We start from the raw sequence: 18,521 nt of genomic DNA, 5'->3' as shown, positions 1-18,521 counted from the left end.
GGAGAAGATCACATGCTTAAACCAATTGCACTATTCGCCCTTGTTGCCTGTCTAGGCGGTTGTGCTGTCGCGCCAGGTTACGGCTATGGATACGACGGATATGGCGACCCCTATGCAACGGGTTATGCGGGGCCGTATTACTCTGGTTATCCGGCTGTTTACGGCGGTGGAATCTACGTCGGCGGGGGCGGAGGCGGCTGGTACGGTGGCCACTACTACAACCATGGCGTGAACTGGCATGGTTGGAACCACGGATATGGCGGCGGCTATCACGGCGGTTACGGCCACGGCGGCGGCTACGGGCACGGCGGTGGGGGTGGACAGTGGCAGGGCGGCGGCGGCCACGGTGGAGGCCACGGCGGTGGTCGTGGCTAGGACGAGACGCGACCAGTAGTCTGATGGACTGGCTTCTGACGCGTTGTACTCTTCGGATGCTTTGTCTGCAATCAAACATACGCCGAACGTGATTGGCTGCGTCAGGTGCTTATCCCAGACAGGGCACGCGGAGCGAGCGCGTCACGTCGACCCGCGTGCTGCAGATTCCGGTAAAGCTTCTCTATTTTTCTCACAAGCTCGGTCAAATTTTCCAGGGCGGTTGCGGCTGAACCGAGCCAGACGGAAAATCGAAATGGAACCCAAAACACTCAAGCTTAGCGAGCCCCTCGGTCATTAATGAGGGGCCGCTCTGGCTTTTCTTTAAACCGAAGGCGTAACCGCTACGGCCGATGCGGAATCCTGGCTAGCTGCAGGGGTCGTCTTGCTAGCGGACGTTGGAGATTTCTTCGCTGCGGAAGCCTTCTTGGCGAACATTCGTTTCGCGGGCGCTTTCTTGGCGGCTGCTTTTTTCGCGGGAACATTCGCTACGGTCGCGCTCTTGGCCGACGCTTTCTTAGCAGTGGCTTTTTTTGCTGGCGCCTTTGCGCTTAGCGATTTAGCCGTCACTTTCTTTGCTGCCTTTTTGCTTGCAGGTTTTGTCTCGCTCGTTACAACGGCTTGGCTGTCACTGTGGCCATCGATCAGGAATTTCGTACGGTCCTTGACGTCCTTGATCCAAAGCGGCGGCCGAGCCCAACCACTCCACGTTTCACCGGTCTTGGGGTTGCGATATTTGGCAGGCAACTTTGGCTTTGCAGCTGCTTTCACCTTGGCGCCAAGCTTGGATGTTTTACCTGCAGGCCGGCCGCGCGGCTTCTTCGTGGATGAATGCGCATCAATATCAGCAGTGGTCAGTCCGTGCTTTTCCATTAGCTTGCGGATGTCGTCGAGTACGGATTGCGCACGCTTTGCGATCATTGCTTCCGCTTGCGCCTGCAGCTTTTTCAGCTTGGCTTGAATCTGTTCCAGAGTCGGCATTATGGTTTCCTTAAGAGTGATTGCCCGCACTATGCCATGCGTTCTCCGATTTCGGAAGCGGGCAATAGGACCAGGCATTAAAGACTCGCATCTCTTAATACAGTTTGTTTCAATCCATGACAAAAAGACCAGCCTTTTAGGCTTCGCGTATTGAATGCTTAGGGTTAGATCCACCTGGTTTGCGGCCCACTAAAAAATCACAGAAGCGCTGGTCTTTGCCACTCTCCGCTGCGTTATTCAGTCGCACGATTCCGACATCGGTCGGGCTCGGATGTAAATGCATAGGTTATCGATGCAGGTTTGGGAAACGCCGGGAGAATGATCTATCGATCCCAAGGGTAGCGGAGGAGAACGTCCGGCTGCCATGATCCTGCCAATGACCCGCCGCACGCATGGAGAAGTAGTAGAAGTACTTTGATCGAGAGGTGCCGATTAACGGCTTCGATCTGTTCGATCGGTAAGCCGTTACTGCTGTGTCGCTCACTGACGACCTCTAATACCGGTGAGGCGGCGGCCGATGACGCGGCGGCGGGCGATGATGATGGTGTCTCGGCGGGGGCAATGGACGGCAGCGCCGCACGTAATGACCGTGGACCCAGACGCGCCGGCATTCCTGCCGGGGCCGAGCGTCAGCCACCGTGGGAATGGCGGCGCTCGCTGCAGCGGCCAACAAGACGACCGCGAGGAAACTTCGCATACGCGCTCCACAAAAATATGAACAGAACCATGATTCGCCAATGCACTATCCGGCGATAAAAAAACTACCGCGTGACCTCATATGAGCCCGGATTACGCAAGCAAAAATACGGCGCCCCGCGTTACTTCTTCGAGGTCTTCGAAACCTTTGCTGCGACTTTGACCGCGGGTTTCTTAGCTGGTTTCTCCACAACCTCAGCGATTGCCTTCGGCTTGGCCGCCGACTTAGCGGCGGTCTTTGGCTTTTTCGACGCTACGTCGGTGTCGGCAGTCTTGGGTTTGGCTGGTGTCTTGGTCGCGGTTTTGCGAGCAACCTTGACGTCAGGCTTTGCGTCAGCTTTGGGCTTGGCCTTCGGTACTTTGACGCTGTCCTCTCCAGCGGGCGTCGCTTTTGACTTCGGCTTGACCGGTTTCTTTGCGGGCTTCGCGGTGACCGCGTCCGCTTCGTTTGCTTCATGGGGCGGTATGACAGGGGCTAGCTCATGCTCCAGCAAGACGCGTGCTTTCTCCCAATACTCCGTAGACCGTCCTTCAGGACGACCGTCCGCTTCCCATAGATGGTATGCGTGCAAACGAAGCTTCTCTTCCAAAGATTTGTTGTGCATTCCATTAACCGTTTCGCGTATTCGAACGTTTATGTTACAGGAGCGTCACTCCGCATGTGAACGGGCGGAGGGCGCATTGAGCGCACTGATTGAGTTTGGGATCGATCTGGGCACAATGCGCAGTTAGATCTTGCCACGCTATAAAAATGTCTTTTTTCCCGTGCTAGGATGTCTCGCGGATAAGTTTGAGGTATCGCGATGACAACCTTGTATGACACCTTGTCCGTCCTGGAAAATGCGACGGCCGAAGAGATAAAACGGGCTTACCGGAAGGCGGTCATGCGTTGGCATCCGGATCGCAATGTCGGTCAGGAGCATGCTGCACGAGCCGCTTTTCTCGACATTCGACATGCTTACGCAATTCTGTCCGATCCCGCGCAAAGGCAGGTCTACGATTCCGTTTTTGCTGAGGAAATGAGGCGGCAGGAAGCGCAGCGGCTGCGTGAGGAACAGGAGCAAGCTGAACGCGAGGCAGCGTTGCGTGCCGCGCAGGAAGCGCAATACGCCGGCCGCGTCGCGCTCGCGATGCGCTTCGCGACGCAGGGCTATAACCGCGACGTCGTCCGTGGCGTGTTGCTGGCCCATGAGTGCAGCGACGACCTTGCGTGTCGTATCGCCGATAGCGCCCTGGCGCTGCACGCGTCCAGACAGGCCGAGGCTGAATCGGCCGAGCCAGAGAAGGCCTCTCCCGATACGCACACTATGCAGCAAGAACATAGACAGCAAGAAGAGGACCCGGCACCTGCGGATCGGGTGCGGTCGTTTTCCGATATCTGGTTGCCCTTCTGGAACGTGCTGCGCTCGTGAGCGCTCGCGCATGGCAGGTCGCAGTCTTGCTACCTTCTCTTGATCAAAGCCGTCAGGGTTCTCGAAACTCACCTTAAAGCTTAAACGGTGATGCGTTGGCATGCGTCCGGCCCGGTCGTAGCCCGGTCGGCGCCTTTCACGCGTCAGGGAGGCTGGACCACCATGACCCAGGGCGCGGTCGTCCCTATGTCACGCGCTCCGAGTCAGAGAAGGCGGGCGAACGGGATCGGCGCAATAACAGCTTCGCAGGAACATACTCGCCATTCAAACCCCCGCCATGCAGGCGGTACAGCGAGATTTAACATTGCTTCTAGCCTCGCGGGAACAGTCTTAAAATCAGCTGAAAGGAAAGAACGGTCCGGAGACGCCGATGGAGCATGCCTACTTCAAATTGCTGCATCTGCTTTCGGGGCATCCTGCATGGGCTCTCACGGTCGTTTTGCTTGCAGCGTTTTTTGAATCCATTGCGTTTATCGGCACGTTTGTTCCGGGCAGCACCGCCATGTTCGTGGCAGGCGCGCTGGTCGGCACCGGTTCGCTGAATCTCGGCTGGGTCTTCGCCTGCGCCCTCACCGGGGCTGTGGCAGGCGATGCCGCAAGCTACTGGTTCGGCTGCAGCCACAAGGAAACCATCGCGAAGTTGTGGCCGTTCCGCACGCATCCCGGCATGCTGACGGCGGGGCAGCGCTACTTCGAGGCGCACGGGGCAAAAAGCGTGATCTTCGCGCGCTTTATTGCACCGCTGCGCGCGGTCGTTCCCGTCGTGGCGGGCATGATGGGAATGCGGCCGGTGCGATTCCTGGTCATCAACATCATCTCGGCGCTCGTCTGGGCGCCCGTGCATATCCTTCCGGGGGTTGTCTTCGGGGCATCGATCGAACTGGCGGGCGCCGTGTCCTTCCGGCTCGTCGCCGTGCTCGCCATCCTCGTTGCCGCGACCTGGCTGACGTTCAGGCTGACAAGCCTTGTCGTGTCGCACGCACGGGCATGGACGGACTCCTCGCGTCGAAATCTGCTACGTTGGGCGCGTCATCACCCTGGCGCAATTGGCCGGGCAGTGCTCGGTATCCTTGACCCCAAGCATCAGGCGGCTGCGCTTATTGCCGTGATCTCCGTGCTGCTGCTCGCGTCAGCCACCGTGTTTTTTTCCACGCTGCACGGCGTCTCGCACGGCGACCCGCTGGTCCAAGTCGATGTGTCGGTTTATCGCTTCCTGCAGTCATACCGATCGTCATGGGGCGACGCAGTCCTGGCTGTGCTCGGCACGCTGGGCAGCGTGCCGACACTCGGCGCCCTCACGGTGCTGGTCGTCCTATGGATGGCGGTTGAACGCCGCTGGCGCACGGTTGCGTACTGGCTGACCGCTGTCGTGTTTTCCCAGCTGTTGATCCTGGCAATCCAGATCACGATCCAGCGCCCGCTTCCGGGCGCGGTGGCGTCCAGCTTGCGCGCGTTCCCGAGCAATCACGTCGCTGCCAGTGTGGTGATCTACGGCTTCCTCTCGTTCTTGCTGGCGCGCCGGGTGGGGGCGGTGACGAGGGTATTCGTCGCGATGGCGACTATCGCCGTGCTGGTTTCGGTCGCTTTCTCGGGACTGTATTTCGGCCACTTCACTTTCTCCGATGCCATCGGCGGCGCCGCACTCGCCGCTACCTGGGTCTTTCTCGTTGCGCTTACCGCCGTGTGGCGATACCCCGCGAAACCGGCACCTCGGGCCATGATGCCGGTCACCGTCCTCGTGGTTGTATGCGTGAGCGTCGCGTTGCAGTTCCGGACGAGCCTTGACGCGATGGCGGTCGAACCGACCCCGCCGGCTATCGTGGTGACGCCGTTGGAATGGACAGATACCGTGTGGCGGACCTTTTCTTGCTATCGGTCAAGCATGGACGGTGACCGGCTCGAACCCATCACCATTCAATGGACAGCAACAGCGGGGGAGATCAGGGCTCAATTGGAGCGCCGGGGGTGGACCGAAGGGTCGCGTTTATCAGCGCATAGCATCTTGTCTCTCGTTTCCCCGGATGTGGCGGCTACGGCGCTTCCCGTGTTGCCGAGGTTGAACAATGGCGAACCATCGGTGCTGGTATTTACGCGCGCTCACATGAGCGCGGACGAACGCGATGTCTTGCGATTCTGGCCGACGCAGTATGCGGTGTCGCATCGGGGCGCGCTGTTGCCCACACCTATCTGGCTCGGCTCGCTCGTCCACGAGCGGTTGCTGCGGCCGTCATGGCCGTTCAACGTGTTGCGTCCGGACAAGCGAATCGAGCCGATGATTGCAGCCAGTGGGGAGGTGTCGCCGTGGCGGGGCCTGGAAGTGGCGAGAAGCGCGGGCTGCGGGGGCATTCCGGTGACGCTGGTGGAATCCGAGGGGCAATGACGTCGATCCGGCACTCATGAAACGATGAACTTTGAACGCACTATGAAATGAAGCGGCGGCTAGACGATACCGAATGCTTCAGGAGGCGGGTACTTGATACAAATTCCACCCTCGGCAATTGAGAACTGGGGAAGCGCGGCAGTCTTCGCCAATGTGCTGGCCACGCGGCTGGGTGTACCGCTGCCGGCTATCCCCGTGCTTGTCTTTGCCGGCTCCGCGATCGCCGGCGGGAACCTGGTTTTCTCCCACGTGCTGTGTGCTGCGGTAGTCGCCGCGTTGCTCGGGGACGGTGTGTGGTTTTCTGCGGGGCGTATCTATGGGCGTCGCCTGACCGATTTTCTCGGGCGTATCTCGTTATCGCTCGATGCAAGCGTGCGTACCACGCGTGCGTTGTTCGAACGTTTTGGCGTGGCGATCGTGGCGGTGTCGAAGTTTGTTCCAGGCCTTGCGCTCATTACGCCGCCGCTGATGGGCACCACGCAGATCGCGCCGGTTGTTTTTGTAGCATGGGATGCGTTGGGCACGGTGGCCTGGGCTGCGTTCTGGTTGCTGGGTGGCGCGTTGTTCGAGCGGCAACTTGGGTTGTTGCTGAGTGTGCTCAGACCCCACGGGGGATCGATACTCGACGTCCTGTTCACCGCCGCGGTCGTGTATCTGGCATATCGGTACCTCCTGCGCTGGCGTTTCAGGAAATGGCTGAGCCGCAGGATTGTCTCGCCCGAGCGGCTCTACCGGATGATGCGGTCCAGTTCGCCGCCTTTGATTCTCGATGCGCGTCCGGTCTCGGTCCGGCGCGACGAGTCGTATCGAATCCCGGGGGCATTGCTGCTCGATGTCGAATCGCTCGACACCATGGATGCGAATCTTTCGGCGAGCAACATTGTTGTGTACAGCATGTATCCCAACGATGCGACTGTCAGGAAGATTCGCAAGCAGTTGCTCGGGAAACACGTCGTGAACGTTCGCGTTTTATCCGGCGGCCTGGACGAGTGGGTACGCCGTGGTTATGCGGTTGAGCCGCTGCCGCCCGAGTTGAATTTGTTCGCGGCATCTATGGCGCGGTTCTAGTGCGCCGCTCTGCTTGGACCGGTTCGGGCGCGACTCCCTCGAGCGCGCGTACGCACATTTGTATGCCTGCTTTAGTAGGGATGCGCGTCACGAAATCTCGTGGCTAAATGAGCCTAACGATTCGAGCAAAGAAGTCCTAAGCTACTCCAAGCAAATAAAACAAATAGCCGTGCCGCGTACAAACGTTTGCGCTGCCGCTATCGGGACTCCAAAGGATCGGACGGGGGCAAGCTGACACTGAAGTTCAGCACGAGGCAGCCGGTGAAAAAACGTGACGGGGATGGAATAACGGGGGCGTTCAACCGGTAAGAGGTAAGGAGCGATTAAGAAGCGGGTAAGAAGCGGTAGATGAAACGAAGCGAATTAAATAGTTAACGAGGGGAGAGGTGGCGTGCCGGCGACTGGGCGTGGCGAGACGCCTGGTCGTCGGACTCGCTGCGCTTTTACCCTTAAGGAAAGCCGCCGGGACGCTTGGTTATAAATCAGCTTATTGAGGGTTGATTTAATCAGGTTAATCCAATCAGGCGAGTTGCTGTGCAAGCGATTTCGTCAGCAGGCTTTCTACATTGCCGGTATGTTTGGACGTCACCGGCTCGATCAATGCGATCCAGCATTCTTCTTCCGCTACCGGATTGTGCAGAACGCCGCGAGGCACCGCATGCATTGATCCTTCAGGCAAATGGACTGCTTTTTCCTTCATTCTTGAAGCAGCGACGTGGCAAAGCAGCGGGACGTGCTTCAACCCGCACCAGCACCAGGCTCCCAATACACATTCAACCCCATTAGCTCGGTCAGCGTTTGCGCTGCTGTTCTCATCCTGTCCCCCACCTCGTTCATGGCAGGGACCGGGGCTTGATCAATCCGTTCGATGAACGGCGTGGTCAACGAAGCAATGGCGTGTCCGTTTCGTCCAAACACTGGGTAAGCGAGATTCTTGACCCCCTTGACCTGGCGGCTAGGCATGCGCGCATGTCCACGTTCCTTGATCCGCGTCAGATCCGCAGCAAGCTGTTTCGCATCGACCGGAAGTTCACCATCAACGGGGACGTGCAGCTTAAGCATCCGCTTGCGTTCCAGTTCTTCCTGGAACGCCATCAGCACTTGTCCCGAAGCGGTATCGGTCATGCCGATCAGCGTGCCCACCTTCAACGAAAAGCCCCAGCGTTCCGGACTCTCCACCCCCGCGACAATCAACACGCGCCCGTCCTGATACACGCACAGGTGGAACGACTGCTTGACGTCGTTGGCCAGTTGCGTCATCAACGGCAGCGCCGTGGTCACCAGCGAGCGCACCGGCTGATGACGATGGGCAAGCTGGAACAGCAACAACGACAACACGTACCGGTCACCTATCGCCAGCAGATATCCGCGCGTCTCCAATGTGACGACCATGCGAAAAATCTCTGCGGTCGTGCGTCCGAGTGTCTTCCCCAAGTCAGCCAGCGACAAGCCCTCCGGATGACTCGCCAGCAGTTCGATGATGTCCAGCCCCTTTTCGAGCGCCGGCGCTGAGTATCGCGTGTTGTCCAAAATCTCTCCTTGCCCCAAGCCAGATGTCCGTCTTCAACCGGTCTCAACGTAACGAGATCCGGCAATCGCATGGCGTGATTGTAGATCGTCGAACCGTTGCGTTAGACGCCATCGTTGCAGGAAAACCGGGGCATGCGGTCATCGGGAAAACACCAATGAAAATTCATGTATGAAATAGCGTTTTATCTTTAAAATGATTTGCATCGATGGAAAAGGGGTCCGCAAGACGCGCGAGACACGAGATCCGCAACGCGGAGTGAGTCGCATGGAGACGACGCTGATGGCTGAAGTGGCATTCAAACAGGTGCAGAAGTCGTTCGGCGCCGTACAGGTGTTGAAGCAGATCGACCTGACTGTGGCGGACGGCGAGTTTCTCGTGCTCGTGGGACCGAGCGGGTGCGGCAAGTCGACTTTGCTGCGTGCGCTGGCGGGACTGGAAGGCGTGACGCATGGACGGATTCTGATCGACGGCCGCGTGGTCAACGACTTGCCGCCGAAGGACCGGGACATCGCCATGGTGTTCCAGAACTACGCGCTGTATCCGCATATGAGCGTGCTCGAGAACCTCACGTTCGCGCTGAAGCTGCGCGACCTGAAGCCCGATGAGATCGCGGCACGTGCGAATCAGGCGGCAACCATTCTCGGGCTTCAGGACCTGCTCGGCCGATACCCGCGCCACTTGTCCGGCGGCCAGCGTCAACGCGTGGCAATGGGGCGCGCGATCGTGCGTGACCCGAAGGTGTTCCTCTTCGACGAACCATTGTCGAACCTCGACGCGAAGCTACGCGTTCAAATGCGCGCGGAAATCAAGGCGCTGCATCAACGCTTGCGTGCAACGACGGTCTACGTGACGCACGATCAGATTGAAGCAATGACGATGGCGGACCGCATCGTCGTGCTGAACGCTGGCGCGATCGAGCAGATTGGCGCGCCGCTGGAACTCTACGACGACCCCGACAACCTGTTTGTCGCAAGCTTTATCGGCTCGCCTTCCATGAACCTCTTTGCCGGCCGCTACGAGTTGCAAAACGATGGCGCGCGGGTGCGCATTGGCGACTTCTCGATACAAGTGCCTGTCGTCAACGCTAAAGACGGGCAAGAGGTAACGGTTGGCGTGCGGCCCGAGCATCTTGTGGTGGCGCAGACGGGCGGCATTCCATTCAACGTCGATGTAGTCGAACCAACGGGGGCCTCGACCGAGTTATTCGGCACCGTCGCGGGACAGCGCTGCTGCGTCATCGTGAACGGCCGTTTGTTGGTGCGCCCGGAGCAGGGTATCCGCCTTGATGCCGAGCTTGAGAACACCCTTGTCTTCGATACCAGCACCAGTCGCCGGCTGCGCTAGAAAGCTGGAAACAATCACACGCAAGCCGTACCGCTCGACGTCGCGGCACATAACAAAGGAGATGAATCATCATGGTTAGGGATTCGATAAAAACCGGCCTCAAGATCACCGTGTCGGTACTGGCTTTGGCGGGTCTGGTTGCCACGACCGCGGCACGCGCCGACAACGAATACAAGGGCTATACGTTGCGCGTCAAGCTGATCGGCGGCGTGCAATATGAAGCGCTGTACACCCGCATTCCGCTGTGGGAAAAGGAGACCGGCGCGAAGGTGGAGATCGTCTCGCGCAAGAGTCACTTCGAGCTGGATCGCGAGTTGAAGCAGGACATTGCTTCGCAGCATATCGACTATTGTGTGTCGTCGAATCATACGAATTTTTCTGCGCAATATCCCATCTTCCGTGACCTCAAGGGTTTGTTCCCTGCGAGCTATCTCGCCGCGTTCGCGCCCGCCTTGCTGAAGCAGTCCGAGGTGAAGGGCCAGCTTGTCCAGATCCCGCGATCAACAGATATTGAAGCGCTCTATTACAACAAGACCGCTTACGCCGATCCGGCGAATCGCGATGCGTACAAGAAAAAATTCGGCGAGGACCTCGGGCCCCCGAAGACGTTCGCCGAGTACACGCAGCAGGCAACGTTCTTCACGAAGGCGCCGAACTTCTACGGCACCCAATTCCCGGGCAAGGACGAAGCGCTGACAGGCACGTTCTACTCGCTGCTGGTAGCAAACGGGGGCCAGTTGCTCGATGCAAAGATGCAGCCTACGTTCAATTCGCCGGTGGGCGTGAAGACGCTCGACTGGTTCGTCAATTTGTACAAAGCGGGCGTGGTACCGAAGGGCGTGCCGAGCTATGTCTGGGATGATCTTGGCAACAACTTTGCCTCGGGCAAGGTCGCGCTCGATCTCGATTGGCCGGGTTTCGCATCGTTCTATAACGACCCTAAAACATCGAAACTGGCTGGCAACGTAGGCGTGGTTCGTGCACCGCTGGGTGCGGCCAACAAGCGGCCGGGCTGGTCGGGTTCGCATAGCTTCTCGATCACGAAAGTGTGCGCACGGCCGGAAGTGGCAGCGAGTTTCATCCAGTTCCTGACGAGCAAGGATTCGCAAATGGTCGAAGCGCGCCTCGGCTCGATTCCTTCGCGCATCGATGCGCAGCAGGCCATCGTGCAGGAGTTCAAGGCGAAGGACGATCATTTCATGGCGGACGCGGTAGCGACTTTCAGTCAGGCCGCAAAGGAAGACTCGTTCACCCCGCCGCGCATTGCGCAATGGAATGAGATTTCCAACGCGCTGTGGCCGGAATTGCAGAAGGCGATCATCGGCGACGAAACCTCGCAGCAAGCGCTCGACAAGGCGGCGAAAAAGGTCGCGGACATTATGCAGGACGCGGCGGACAACCAGTAACCGACGATCAATATGCAATCCAACACGCCTTACTCGATCGGCGGCGAGCCTGCCTTGGCCACACCGCGCAGACGCATACCGCTGCCGATCAAGCTGCTGATGCCCGCGTTCCTGGCGGTCGGGATCGTGGTGATCCTGCCGCTGTTGTTCTCGTTTTATACGAGCTTCACGGCGTATCGCTTGACCGACCCCGAGACCCTTTCCCACTGGATCGGCTGGCGTAATTACGAACGTGCGTTTACGAATGGCGACTTCTGGGCCGCGTTTGGCCGCACGATCCTGTTCCTCACCATTGCGCTGAATCTTGAACTGTTGCTGGGTCTTGGCGTGGCGCTGCTGCTCAATCAAGTGACGAAAGGTCAGCGCGCATTACGCACGGTGATGATGTTCCCGATGATGTTCTCGCCGGTGCTTGTCGGCTTCCAGTTCAAGTTCATGCTCAACGACAGCACGGGCATTGTGAACAACCTGATGCAGACGCTGTTCGGCGCGAAGTCGGCGTTCCCGTTTCTCGTCAATGCCAACTCCGCGCTCGCGTCGCTGATCGCGGCCGAGGTATGGAATTCGACGCCCATCTTCGCGGTGATCCTGCTGGCGGGTTTGATGGCGCTGCCGAAAGATCCGATAGAAGCATCGAAGGTGGATGGCTGCACCTCTTGGCAGACCTTCCGCTACGTGACGCTGCCGTACCTGATGCCGTTCATCTATATCTCGATGACGATCCGTTCTCTCGATGTAGGCCGAGCCTACGACATCGTGCGGATCATGACGAACGGCGGTCCAGGCGGCCGCACGGAATTGCTTTGGACAATGGTCGGACGCATTGCCTACGACGACTCGCGCATGGGTTACGCCAACGCCATCGCCTATGTCTCGGTGCTCGTGTCCATCCTCTTCACGCTTTACTTCTTCCGCAAGTTAAGCGGCGCGCGCAAACACATGGGGCCTGCCTGACATCATGAGCGATATGGCAATCAAGGGCGCGTTCATGCGCAAGTCGGCGCTGTGGTTCGGCGTGTTTATCGTGATGGCGATCATCTGCTTGCCGGGGCTGTGGGTCGTGCTCAACGCGTTCCGTTCGAACGTGGCGATTTTGTCGAATCAATCGCCGCTGGTCGGCTCAAGCTACACGCTCGATAACTTCAAGAGCATGTTCGGCTACGGGCAAATGGCGTCGCTGCCCATCAGCCAGTATTTCCTGAATTCGCTGATCATTTCTTGTGTGAGCACGATTGCAGCGCTTGCGATCGGCGTGCTTGGCGGTTATGCGTTCGCGCGTTTCGAGTTCAGGCACAAGAAGGTCATGTTCGTGGCGCTGATGCTCACCCGTGCGATTCCAGGCATCGCGCTGTCGCTGCCTATCTTTATGCTGTGGGCATGGACCGGTCTGCTCGATACGCGCATTGGCGTGATCCTCGTTTATCTCGCGATGAACGTGCCGTTCACCGTATGGCTCATCGACGGCTTCTTTCGCGAGGTGCCGATCGAGTTGTCGCAGGCGGCGCAGATTGATGGATGTAACCGTTGGCAGGCGTTCTGGCGCATCGAGTTGCCGCTCGCAAAAAGCGGGATTGCATCGGCGGGAATCTTTGCGTTTCTCACAAGCTGGAATGAATTCGCACTGGCCACGCAATTGTGCCGAAGTCCCGATACGAAGACGCTGCCCGTCGGTTTGATGGACTTCACCGCGCAGTTTTCGGTCGACTGGGCCGGCATGTGCGCGATGGCCGTGATCATCATTATTCCGGCGATCGTGCTGACCTTCATCGTGCAGAAACATCTGATCGCGGGCCTGACGCTCGGCGGCGTAAAAGGTTGAACAGGCTGAACACGCTTTAGAGGGAACTAAAAAATGACAACTATCGATACCGTCGACATCCGTCAGGTCGACCTTCAACCCAAAGTCAAACGCACGGATGCAATCCAGTCGTTCGTGGTGCAGGAGACCGTGCTGGTGACGCTCCATTGCAGCGACGGCAGCGTGGGCACGGGTTATACGTACACCATCGGCACGGGCGGGTCGTCGATCGTCGCATTGCTGCACGATCATCTGGCGCCGTTGCTGATTGGACGCGATCCGGCCGCGTACGAAGCCATTTGGCGCGACCTCTTTTTTCATACGCACGCGACGGCTGTTGGCGCGATTACGAGCCTGGCGCTGGCCGCAATCGATACCGCTCTATGGGACCGCAACACACGCGTGGCGAACCTGCCCTTGTGGGTCGCAGCCGGCGGTTCGAAGCCGCGCACGCGCACGTATTCCACCGAAGGCGGGTGGTTGCATTTGTCGGAGGCAGAACTCGTCGATCAAACCTTGCAAGCGCGCGCTGCCGGTTTTCATGGCGCGAAGATCAAGGTCGGGCGTCCGCATCTGGCCGAAGACACCCGGCGGCTCACGGCTGTACGCGACGCGATGGGCGACGACTTCGAGATCATGGTCGACGCGAATCAGGGTTTCACGTTATCTGAAGCCATCCGCCGCGCGCATGCGTTCGAACCGTTGCGGCTTGCGTGGCTGGAAGAGCCCATGCCCGCTGAAAATATCGCTGCGCATCAGCGGCTTTGCGCCGCGAGTCCGGTGCCAATTGCGGTTGGGGAATCGATGTATCACCCCGCACAATTCGCCGAGTACCTGAAGGCCGATGCATGCTCGATCGTTCAGGCCGATGTCGCGCGCGTGGGCGGAATCACGCCGTGGCTGAAAGTGGCGCATCTGGCCGAGACCATGAACGTGTCCATCTGCCCGCACTTCCTGATGGAGCTGCATGTGAGTTTGTGCGCGGCCGTGCCGAATGCAACGTGGCTCGAATATATTCCTCAACTTGATGCGTTGACCGGTAAGCAGGTTCAGATCGAGCACGGTTATGCGGTCGCGCCGATGGAGCCGGGGATTGGTATCGACTGGGATTGGGATGCGATTGACGCGACGCAGCGCATGCATGTTTGCGTCGATACCCGCGCTGCCGCTTAAGCCATGATCACGAAGGTCATGCGCCATTGCCTGTCACTCGATCTACGCGACGATCCTGAAGTCATCGCGCAATACGACCGGTATCACGAAGCGGTCTGGCCCGAAGTGCTGGATGCGCTGCGAGCGTCAGGCATTGTCGATATGACGATCTGGCGGCGCGACACGCGGCTGGTGATGTTGATTGAAACGGAGCCGGACTTCAGCTTTGACAAACTCGTGGCGGGCGCGGATGTGCATCCGCGCGTGACTGAGTGGAATGCGTTGATGGCGAGCTTTCAATGTCCGCTGCCGGGTGCGACGAGCGCTGAATGGCAGCCAATGAAGCTGGCGTTCAATATGCAAGCTCAGAAAAAGGGCGATGAAAGCTGAGCGCGTGAGTGTTGGTCGAGCCTGCTCGATCAGACAATACGCACGATCACGGAAAAGAGCCACACCGCAATACCGACGCCGCCGACCAGGCATACCGCTACTGCGCACAAACGCCAAAGGGTCTTCATCGGTCGTACCTAAAAAAAGAAGGCCGCAAAAGCGGCCTGAAGAGGGGGTACTACAGGGGGATCAATGAGACGCATCGTAAGACGCGAGACTTAAGAGAACATTAAGCCGCGCAAATCACCACCTTCGCGCACTCCGATCTTTCTTACCCGCGTAAGCAAACCGACCCCAGCTTTCCAGGCGGCACACTCGCTGCCCGCCCAGCCATGCAATGAATAATAGACTCAAAAATCTGATTCTGATAAAGTGAATTCAGAATTCCTTATCCGTTCCTCATTCGCTTGAAACTGAATAAAGCTGGCTTGGAGCTGAATATGACCGTCGTGGAAACTGGTGCAACTCGTCCGATTATTTGCAGCGATGTGGAATGGGCTGCGCGCCTCAAACTGGCCGCGACGTATCGCGTGTTCTTCATGCTGGGCTGGCACGAGCTGATCTTCAACCACATCACGCTGCGCGTACCTGGCACCGACGATCAGCTCCTCATCAATCCGTTCGGACTCGCTTACGACGAAGTCACCGCATCGAATCTGGTGAAGATCGACCTGACCGGCAAAGTCCTCAGCGAAAGCCAGTACCCCGTCAATCCGGCCGGCCTGACCATCCACAGTGCGGTACATGCGAATGTCCCGGATGCGCATTGCGTCATGCATATCCACACCACGGCGAGCGTCGCTGTTGCCTGCATGGAGGAAGGGCTGGAGGACAACAACATCTATTCGTCGCAGCTGTACGACAAGGTCGCCTATCACACGTTTGAAGGCACGACCGTGCACGATGAAGAGAAATCGCGGATGCTGGCGTCGCTCAATGACAAGCGGCTGATGATCCTGCGCAATCACGGCTTGCTCGCGCATGGCGCCACGCTCGGCCACGCGTTCGTGCTGATCTGGACGTTGAACCGCGCGTGCGAAATCCAGCTCGCGACGCATTCAATGCGCGGCAAGACACTGCTTGTAGATCCGAAAATCAGTGAGCGCTCGACCCGCGATGCGCTTCAATACGATCCGCGCTTCGGCGGCGGAGATCAGGTCCTTGACGCGCTGATTCGCCGCCTGGACCGCACCGACACCAGCTACAGGCAGTAACACGGCCAAAACCGCCTCACGGCTGCACGGCGAACATGTCCATCAGCACATCGCGTAGCCACTGGATGCCGGCATCGCTTGAGAATCGCACATGCGTGTGGATTTTTACTTCGATGGCCGGCAAATCGAACGGTAACGCCAGCAACCGGAATGCGTGAGCGCGATTAAAGCGCTCGGCGATGCTGCGCGGAAAGATCACCGCAAGATCCGTGGTCCGGACGATCTCCGGCGCCACGATGAAATGCGGCAGCCGCAGCACGATATCGCGCTCCATGCCGAGTTCCGCGAGCCATTGCTCGATCATCCGATGCCCGGTGGCGTTCGTGCTTGCATAGACGTATCGCAAACCGGCCAGATCCTGCTTCGACGCCTTCTTCCCTTTCAGCGGATGTCCCGCGCGAACCAGGCACACGTGTTCGTCCGAAAACAGCGTGTCGCCTAAGCAGCCTTCCTCCAGCCCCGGCACGTAGCCGAGCGCGAGATCGATCTCGCCTGCACGCATGGCCGCGCCCGCCGACTCCGACGCGAGCTGCACGACCTCGAAGCGCACCTTCGGCGCCGTGCTTTCCAATGCGGCGAGCAAGGGCGGCAAGAAGTAGAACTCAGACATATCCGACATCGATATCTTGAACACGCGTGACGCGGTCGCGGGATCGAAGTGACCGTGCGCCTGCATCGCAAGGCTGATGATGCCGAACGCTTCATCGAGCGGACCATGAAGGCGGATCGCGGCCTCGGTCGGCACCATGGTCTGCGGCGTGCGCACGAACAGCGGATCGTCGAACAAGGTACGCAGGCGCCGCAGCGAATGACTCACGGCGGGTTGCGTGAGACCGAGCCGTTCGCCCGCCGCGGTGAGGCTGCGCAAGTCCCAGATCGCGAGGAATACGCGCAACAGGTTGAGATCGGTGAGACCGCTATTCGTCTGGTTCATGGCATCCATTATTGGTGCGAATTTGACGCATATGTGCGTCGATTCTATCTTGAGGGCAAGCCATTCAACCGATACAACACGACGCCGGAGCCCCGATGAATCTCGCAGACGACCCCAAGCTGGCGACCCTCACCCGCGCATCGAGCGTGATTGCCAATCCGCTCGCGCTGGACGATGTGATCGCGGAAATCGCTGAGCGTCGCGATGAATTCGACCAACTCTCGCACGTCCCCCGCGACATGATCGCGACCATGAAGCGCGCTCGCATTTTCCGCGCAAGCACGCCCAGATGCTTCGGCGGCGACGCGCTCGCACCCGCTGATTTCATGCGCGTGCTGGAACGCATCGCGGTGGCTGACGGGTCGACCGCGTGGGTGGCCGCGTTCGGCTCCGCCAACGTCTATCTCGCGGCGTTGCCCGTGCAAACGCAGCGTGAAATTTATGCGAGCGGCCCGGATCAGGTCTTTGCCGGTGGTCTTTACCCCGTACAACCTGCCGTTGCTGCAGCGGGTGGCTGGACCGTGAGCGGTCAATGGCACTTCGCGAGCGGCTGCAAGGGCGCGGACTGGATCGGCGTGGGCATCGGCGGGGCGCCAGCCGGCAGCGACAGTCCGAACGCCGGCAAGCCGCTGACGGCCGTGTTTCGCGCTGAAGAAGTCGAGATCGTCGATAACTGGAATGTGGTCGGCATGCAGGGCACGGGCAGCCACGACCTGCGCCTGAAAGACAAGTTCGTCGCCGATCCGTGGACCTTTGTGCGCGGCAGCGGCGCGGTAATCGATGAACCTTTGTACAAATATCCGGCCGTTTCGTATCAGGCCGAAGTCCACGCGGCGGTCAACGTCGGACTGGCACGCGCGGCGCTCGACCTGGCGGCGGAGATGTCCGGCGGCACGAAAACGACGACCGGCGCGCCGCGCCTGGCGGATCGCGCTTACTTTCGCATCGAGCTGGGTCGTGCTGAAGCCCAGTGGCGCAGCGCCCGCGCGTTCTTTTATCAAGCGTCCGACGATGCCTGGAACTCGATCATCGCCGGCCAGCCGGTTACGCCCGAGCAAGCGAGCCTGTTGCGCCTGAGCGCCACGCACGCCGCCCATGTGTGCGCGGATGTGGTTCAGCAGGCTTACCGGCTGGCCGGTGTGGCGGCAATCTACCGGAACAACCGGATGCAGCGCCTCGTTCGCGATTCCATGGTCGTCACGCAGCACGCCTTTCTGGGCGAGGCGACCTACGACGGCGCCGGCGCCATTTTCGCGGGCATTGCGCCCACGATCACGCCGTATCCGTAAGCATGGAGACAGCATGAACGAAGTCGATAACCGCAAGTTGTTCCGAGAAGCCATGGCGCATCTGTCGGCGGCCGTGAACATCATTACGACCGATGGCCCGCATGGCCGCTGCGGGATCACGGCGAGCGCGGTCTGTTCGGTAACGGATAGCCCGCCGACCATGCTGGTCTGCGTGAACCAGTCGAGCGCCGCGCACGCGGTCTTCGCGGGGAATGGGCACGTCTGCATCAATGTGCTGCCCGGCAATCAGCAGGAGCTGGCGCGGCACTTCGCGGGCATGACCAAGTTGCCGATGAACGCACGCTTCGAGCAACAGACCTGGACCGCGGGGCTGCTGGGGACACCCGTTTTGGCCGATGCTCTCGCGAGCCTGGAAGGGCGGATTGTGGAGCGGAAGACGGTTGGGTCGCACTCGGTGATGTTCGTGGAAATCGCCGACATGGTGGTGCGCCACGATGGCGACGGCCTGATCTATTTCGATCGCGATTTTCATCGGCTGGCGCGGGTGGAGAGAGCGCCGGCTGCTTGTTGAAAGCGTGGGGCACGTTTCGCTC

General features: G+C 59.3%; 17 protein-coding genes and 1 pseudogene. 13 read left to right on the top strand and 5 right to left on the bottom strand.

The genetic code is table 11. The annotated features are described in order from the left end of the window. Positions 1-12: 12 nt before the first annotated feature. On the top strand, positions 13-375 hold the full coding sequence (locus tag BSU04_RS14305) for a hypothetical protein (protein WP_089161202.1): 363 nt from the start codon (positions 13-15) through the stop codon (positions 373-375). Between the two features lie 321 nt (positions 376-696). Here BSU04_RS14305 and BSU04_RS14300 read toward each other — a convergent pair whose 3' ends face one another. Then, positions 697-1,431 carry an H-NS histone family protein gene (locus BSU04_RS14300; protein WP_256982719.1) on the bottom strand — a complete coding sequence of 245 codons (735 nt, stop codon included), beginning with the start codon at positions 1,429-1,431 and terminating at the stop codon, positions 697-699. A gap of 740 nt (positions 1,432-2,171) precedes the next feature. After that, complete coding sequence (locus BSU04_RS14295; RefSeq protein WP_089161200.1) at positions 2,172-2,654, bottom strand: DUF2934 domain-containing protein; 483 nt, start codon at positions 2,652-2,654, stop codon at positions 2,172-2,174. A gap of 198 nt (positions 2,655-2,852) precedes the next feature. On the opposite strand from BSU04_RS14295, the gene BSU04_RS14290 reads away from it, so the two are divergent. The 3 genes from BSU04_RS14290 (at position 2,853) to BSU04_RS14280 (ending at position 6,909) form a co-directional block, all read left to right on the top strand. Next, positions 2,853-3,461: a J domain-containing protein gene (locus tag BSU04_RS14290; protein ID WP_089161199.1), complete on the top strand. Its 609-nt coding sequence runs from the start codon at positions 2,853-2,855 to the stop codon at positions 3,459-3,461. Between the two features lie 370 nt (positions 3,462-3,831). Continuing rightward, complete coding sequence (locus BSU04_RS14285; RefSeq protein ID WP_089161198.1) at positions 3,832-5,841, top strand: bifunctional DedA family/phosphatase PAP2 family protein; 2,010 nt, start codon at positions 3,832-3,834, stop codon at positions 5,839-5,841. A 93-nt stretch (positions 5,842-5,934) separates the two neighbouring features. Continuing rightward, on the top strand, positions 5,935-6,909 hold the full coding sequence (locus BSU04_RS14280; RefSeq protein ID WP_144021236.1) for a VTT domain-containing protein: 975 nt from the start codon (positions 5,935-5,937) through the stop codon (positions 6,907-6,909). A gap of 520 nt (positions 6,910-7,429) precedes the next feature. Here the strand turns inward: BSU04_RS14280 and BSU04_RS14275 are convergent. Continuing rightward, positions 7,430-7,594 (bottom strand): annotated as a pseudogene (locus BSU04_RS14275) (cupin domain-containing protein); the annotation flags it as partial. 53 nt (positions 7,595-7,647) lie between these two features. Next, positions 7,648-8,439, bottom strand: a complete 792-nt coding sequence (locus BSU04_RS14270; protein ID WP_089161196.1) for an IclR family transcriptional regulator — start codon at positions 8,437-8,439, stop codon at positions 7,648-7,650. A 280-nt stretch (positions 8,440-8,719) separates the two neighbouring features. Between BSU04_RS14270 and BSU04_RS14265 the strand changes: the two genes are divergently transcribed. The 7 genes from BSU04_RS14265 (at position 8,720) to BSU04_RS14235 (ending at position 15,744) form a co-directional block, all read left to right on the top strand. Further along, a complete protein-coding gene (locus BSU04_RS14265) occupies positions 8,720-9,784 on the top strand; it encodes an ABC transporter ATP-binding protein (protein WP_089161260.1) in 1,065 nt (354 codons plus the stop codon). Positions 9,785-9,855: 71 nt separating this feature from the next. After that, a complete protein-coding gene (locus BSU04_RS14260; protein WP_089161195.1) occupies positions 9,856-11,190 on the top strand; it encodes an ABC transporter substrate-binding protein in 1,335 nt (444 codons plus the stop codon). A gap of 99 nt (positions 11,191-11,289) precedes the next feature. Further along, positions 11,290-12,144, top strand: a complete 855-nt coding sequence (locus tag BSU04_RS14255; RefSeq protein ID WP_306427193.1) for a carbohydrate ABC transporter permease — start codon at positions 11,290-11,292, stop codon at positions 12,142-12,144. Positions 12,145-12,178: 34 nt separating this feature from the next. After that, complete coding sequence (locus BSU04_RS14250) at positions 12,179-13,009, top strand: carbohydrate ABC transporter permease (RefSeq protein WP_089161259.1); 831 nt, start codon at positions 12,179-12,181, stop codon at positions 13,007-13,009. A gap of 33 nt (positions 13,010-13,042) precedes the next feature. Continuing rightward, positions 13,043-14,161, top strand: coding sequence for a mandelate racemase/muconate lactonizing enzyme family protein (locus BSU04_RS14245; RefSeq protein ID WP_089161193.1), 1,119 nt, complete (start codon positions 13,043-13,045; stop codon positions 14,159-14,161). Positions 14,162-14,164: 3 nt separating this feature from the next. Next, positions 14,165-14,530 (top strand): L-rhamnose mutarotase, encoded by a 366-nt coding sequence (locus tag BSU04_RS14240; protein ID WP_256982716.1) that lies wholly within the window; start codon positions 14,165-14,167, stop codon positions 14,528-14,530. A gap of 440 nt (positions 14,531-14,970) precedes the next feature. After that, entirely contained in the window at positions 14,971-15,744 is a 774-nt protein-coding gene (locus BSU04_RS14235; protein ID WP_089161192.1) for a class II aldolase/adducin family protein, read from the top strand. Between the two features lie 16 nt (positions 15,745-15,760). Here BSU04_RS14235 and BSU04_RS14230 read toward each other — a convergent pair whose 3' ends face one another. Then, entirely contained in the window at positions 15,761-16,678 is a 918-nt protein-coding gene (locus BSU04_RS14230) for a LysR family transcriptional regulator (RefSeq protein WP_089161257.1), read from the bottom strand. A gap of 95 nt (positions 16,679-16,773) precedes the next feature. Here BSU04_RS14230 and BSU04_RS14225 point away from each other — a divergent pair, with 95 nt between their 5' ends. Together BSU04_RS14225 and hpaC are read left to right on the top strand one after the other, a co-directional pair. Continuing rightward, positions 16,774-17,967 (top strand): acyl-CoA dehydrogenase family protein, encoded by a 1,194-nt coding sequence (locus tag BSU04_RS14225; protein WP_089161191.1) that lies wholly within the window; start codon positions 16,774-16,776, stop codon positions 17,965-17,967. 13 nt (positions 17,968-17,980) lie between these two features. Further along, positions 17,981-18,499: a 4-hydroxyphenylacetate 3-monooxygenase, reductase component gene (hpaC, locus tag BSU04_RS14220; RefSeq protein WP_089161190.1), complete on the top strand. Its 519-nt coding sequence runs from the start codon at positions 17,981-17,983 to the stop codon at positions 18,497-18,499. Positions 18,500-18,521: the final 22 nt, after the last annotated feature.

Source organism: Caballeronia sordidicola, assembly GCF_002220365.1.
Lineage (GTDB): Bacteria > Pseudomonadota > Gammaproteobacteria > Burkholderiales > Burkholderiaceae > Caballeronia > Caballeronia sordidicola_C.
The sequence above is the reverse complement of the archived record's forward strand: the minus strand, read 5'-3'. Positions and strand labels throughout refer to the sequence as shown.

What these genes read in the sequence shown, in the direction of transcription:
- hpaC (WP_089161190.1), top strand. Translation starts at nt 17,981, where the DNA reads ATGAACGAAGTCGATAACCGCAAGTTGTTCCGAGAAGCCATGGCGCAT.
- BSU04_RS14250 (WP_089161259.1), top strand. Translation starts at nt 12,179, where the DNA reads ATGCGCAAGTCGGCGCTGTGGTTCGGCGTGTTTATCGTGATGGCGATC.
- BSU04_RS14240 (WP_256982716.1), top strand. Translation starts at nt 14,165, where the DNA reads ATGATCACGAAGGTCATGCGCCATTGCCTGTCACTCGATCTACGCGAC.
- BSU04_RS14255 (WP_306427193.1), top strand. Translation starts at nt 11,290, where the DNA reads ATGCCCGCGTTCCTGGCGGTCGGGATCGTGGTGATCCTGCCGCTGTTG.
- BSU04_RS14285 (WP_089161198.1), top strand. Translation starts at nt 3,832, where the DNA reads ATGGAGCATGCCTACTTCAAATTGCTGCATCTGCTTTCGGGGCATCCT.
- BSU04_RS14295 (WP_089161200.1), bottom strand. Translation starts at nt 2,654, where the DNA reads ATGCACAACAAATCTTTGGAAGAGAAGCTTCGTTTGCACGCATACCAT.
- BSU04_RS14290 (WP_089161199.1), top strand. Translation starts at nt 2,853, where the DNA reads ATGACAACCTTGTATGACACCTTGTCCGTCCTGGAAAATGCGACGGCC.
- BSU04_RS14265 (WP_089161260.1), top strand. Translation starts at nt 8,720, where the DNA reads ATGGCTGAAGTGGCATTCAAACAGGTGCAGAAGTCGTTCGGCGCCGTA.
- BSU04_RS14235 (WP_089161192.1), top strand. Translation starts at nt 14,971, where the DNA reads ATGACCGTCGTGGAAACTGGTGCAACTCGTCCGATTATTTGCAGCGAT.
- BSU04_RS14245 (WP_089161193.1), top strand. Translation starts at nt 13,043, where the DNA reads ATGACAACTATCGATACCGTCGACATCCGTCAGGTCGACCTTCAACCC.
- BSU04_RS14300 (WP_256982719.1), bottom strand. Translation starts at nt 1,431, where the DNA reads ATGCCTGGTCCTATTGCCCGCTTCCGAAATCGGAGAACGCATGGCATA.
- BSU04_RS14260 (WP_089161195.1), top strand. Translation starts at nt 9,856, where the DNA reads ATGGTTAGGGATTCGATAAAAACCGGCCTCAAGATCACCGTGTCGGTA.
- BSU04_RS14305 (WP_089161202.1), top strand. Translation starts at nt 13, where the DNA reads ATGCTTAAACCAATTGCACTATTCGCCCTTGTTGCCTGTCTAGGCGGT.
- BSU04_RS14230 (WP_089161257.1), bottom strand. Translation starts at nt 16,678, where the DNA reads ATGAACCAGACGAATAGCGGTCTCACCGATCTCAACCTGTTGCGCGTA.
- BSU04_RS14225 (WP_089161191.1), top strand. Translation starts at nt 16,774, where the DNA reads ATGAATCTCGCAGACGACCCCAAGCTGGCGACCCTCACCCGCGCATCG.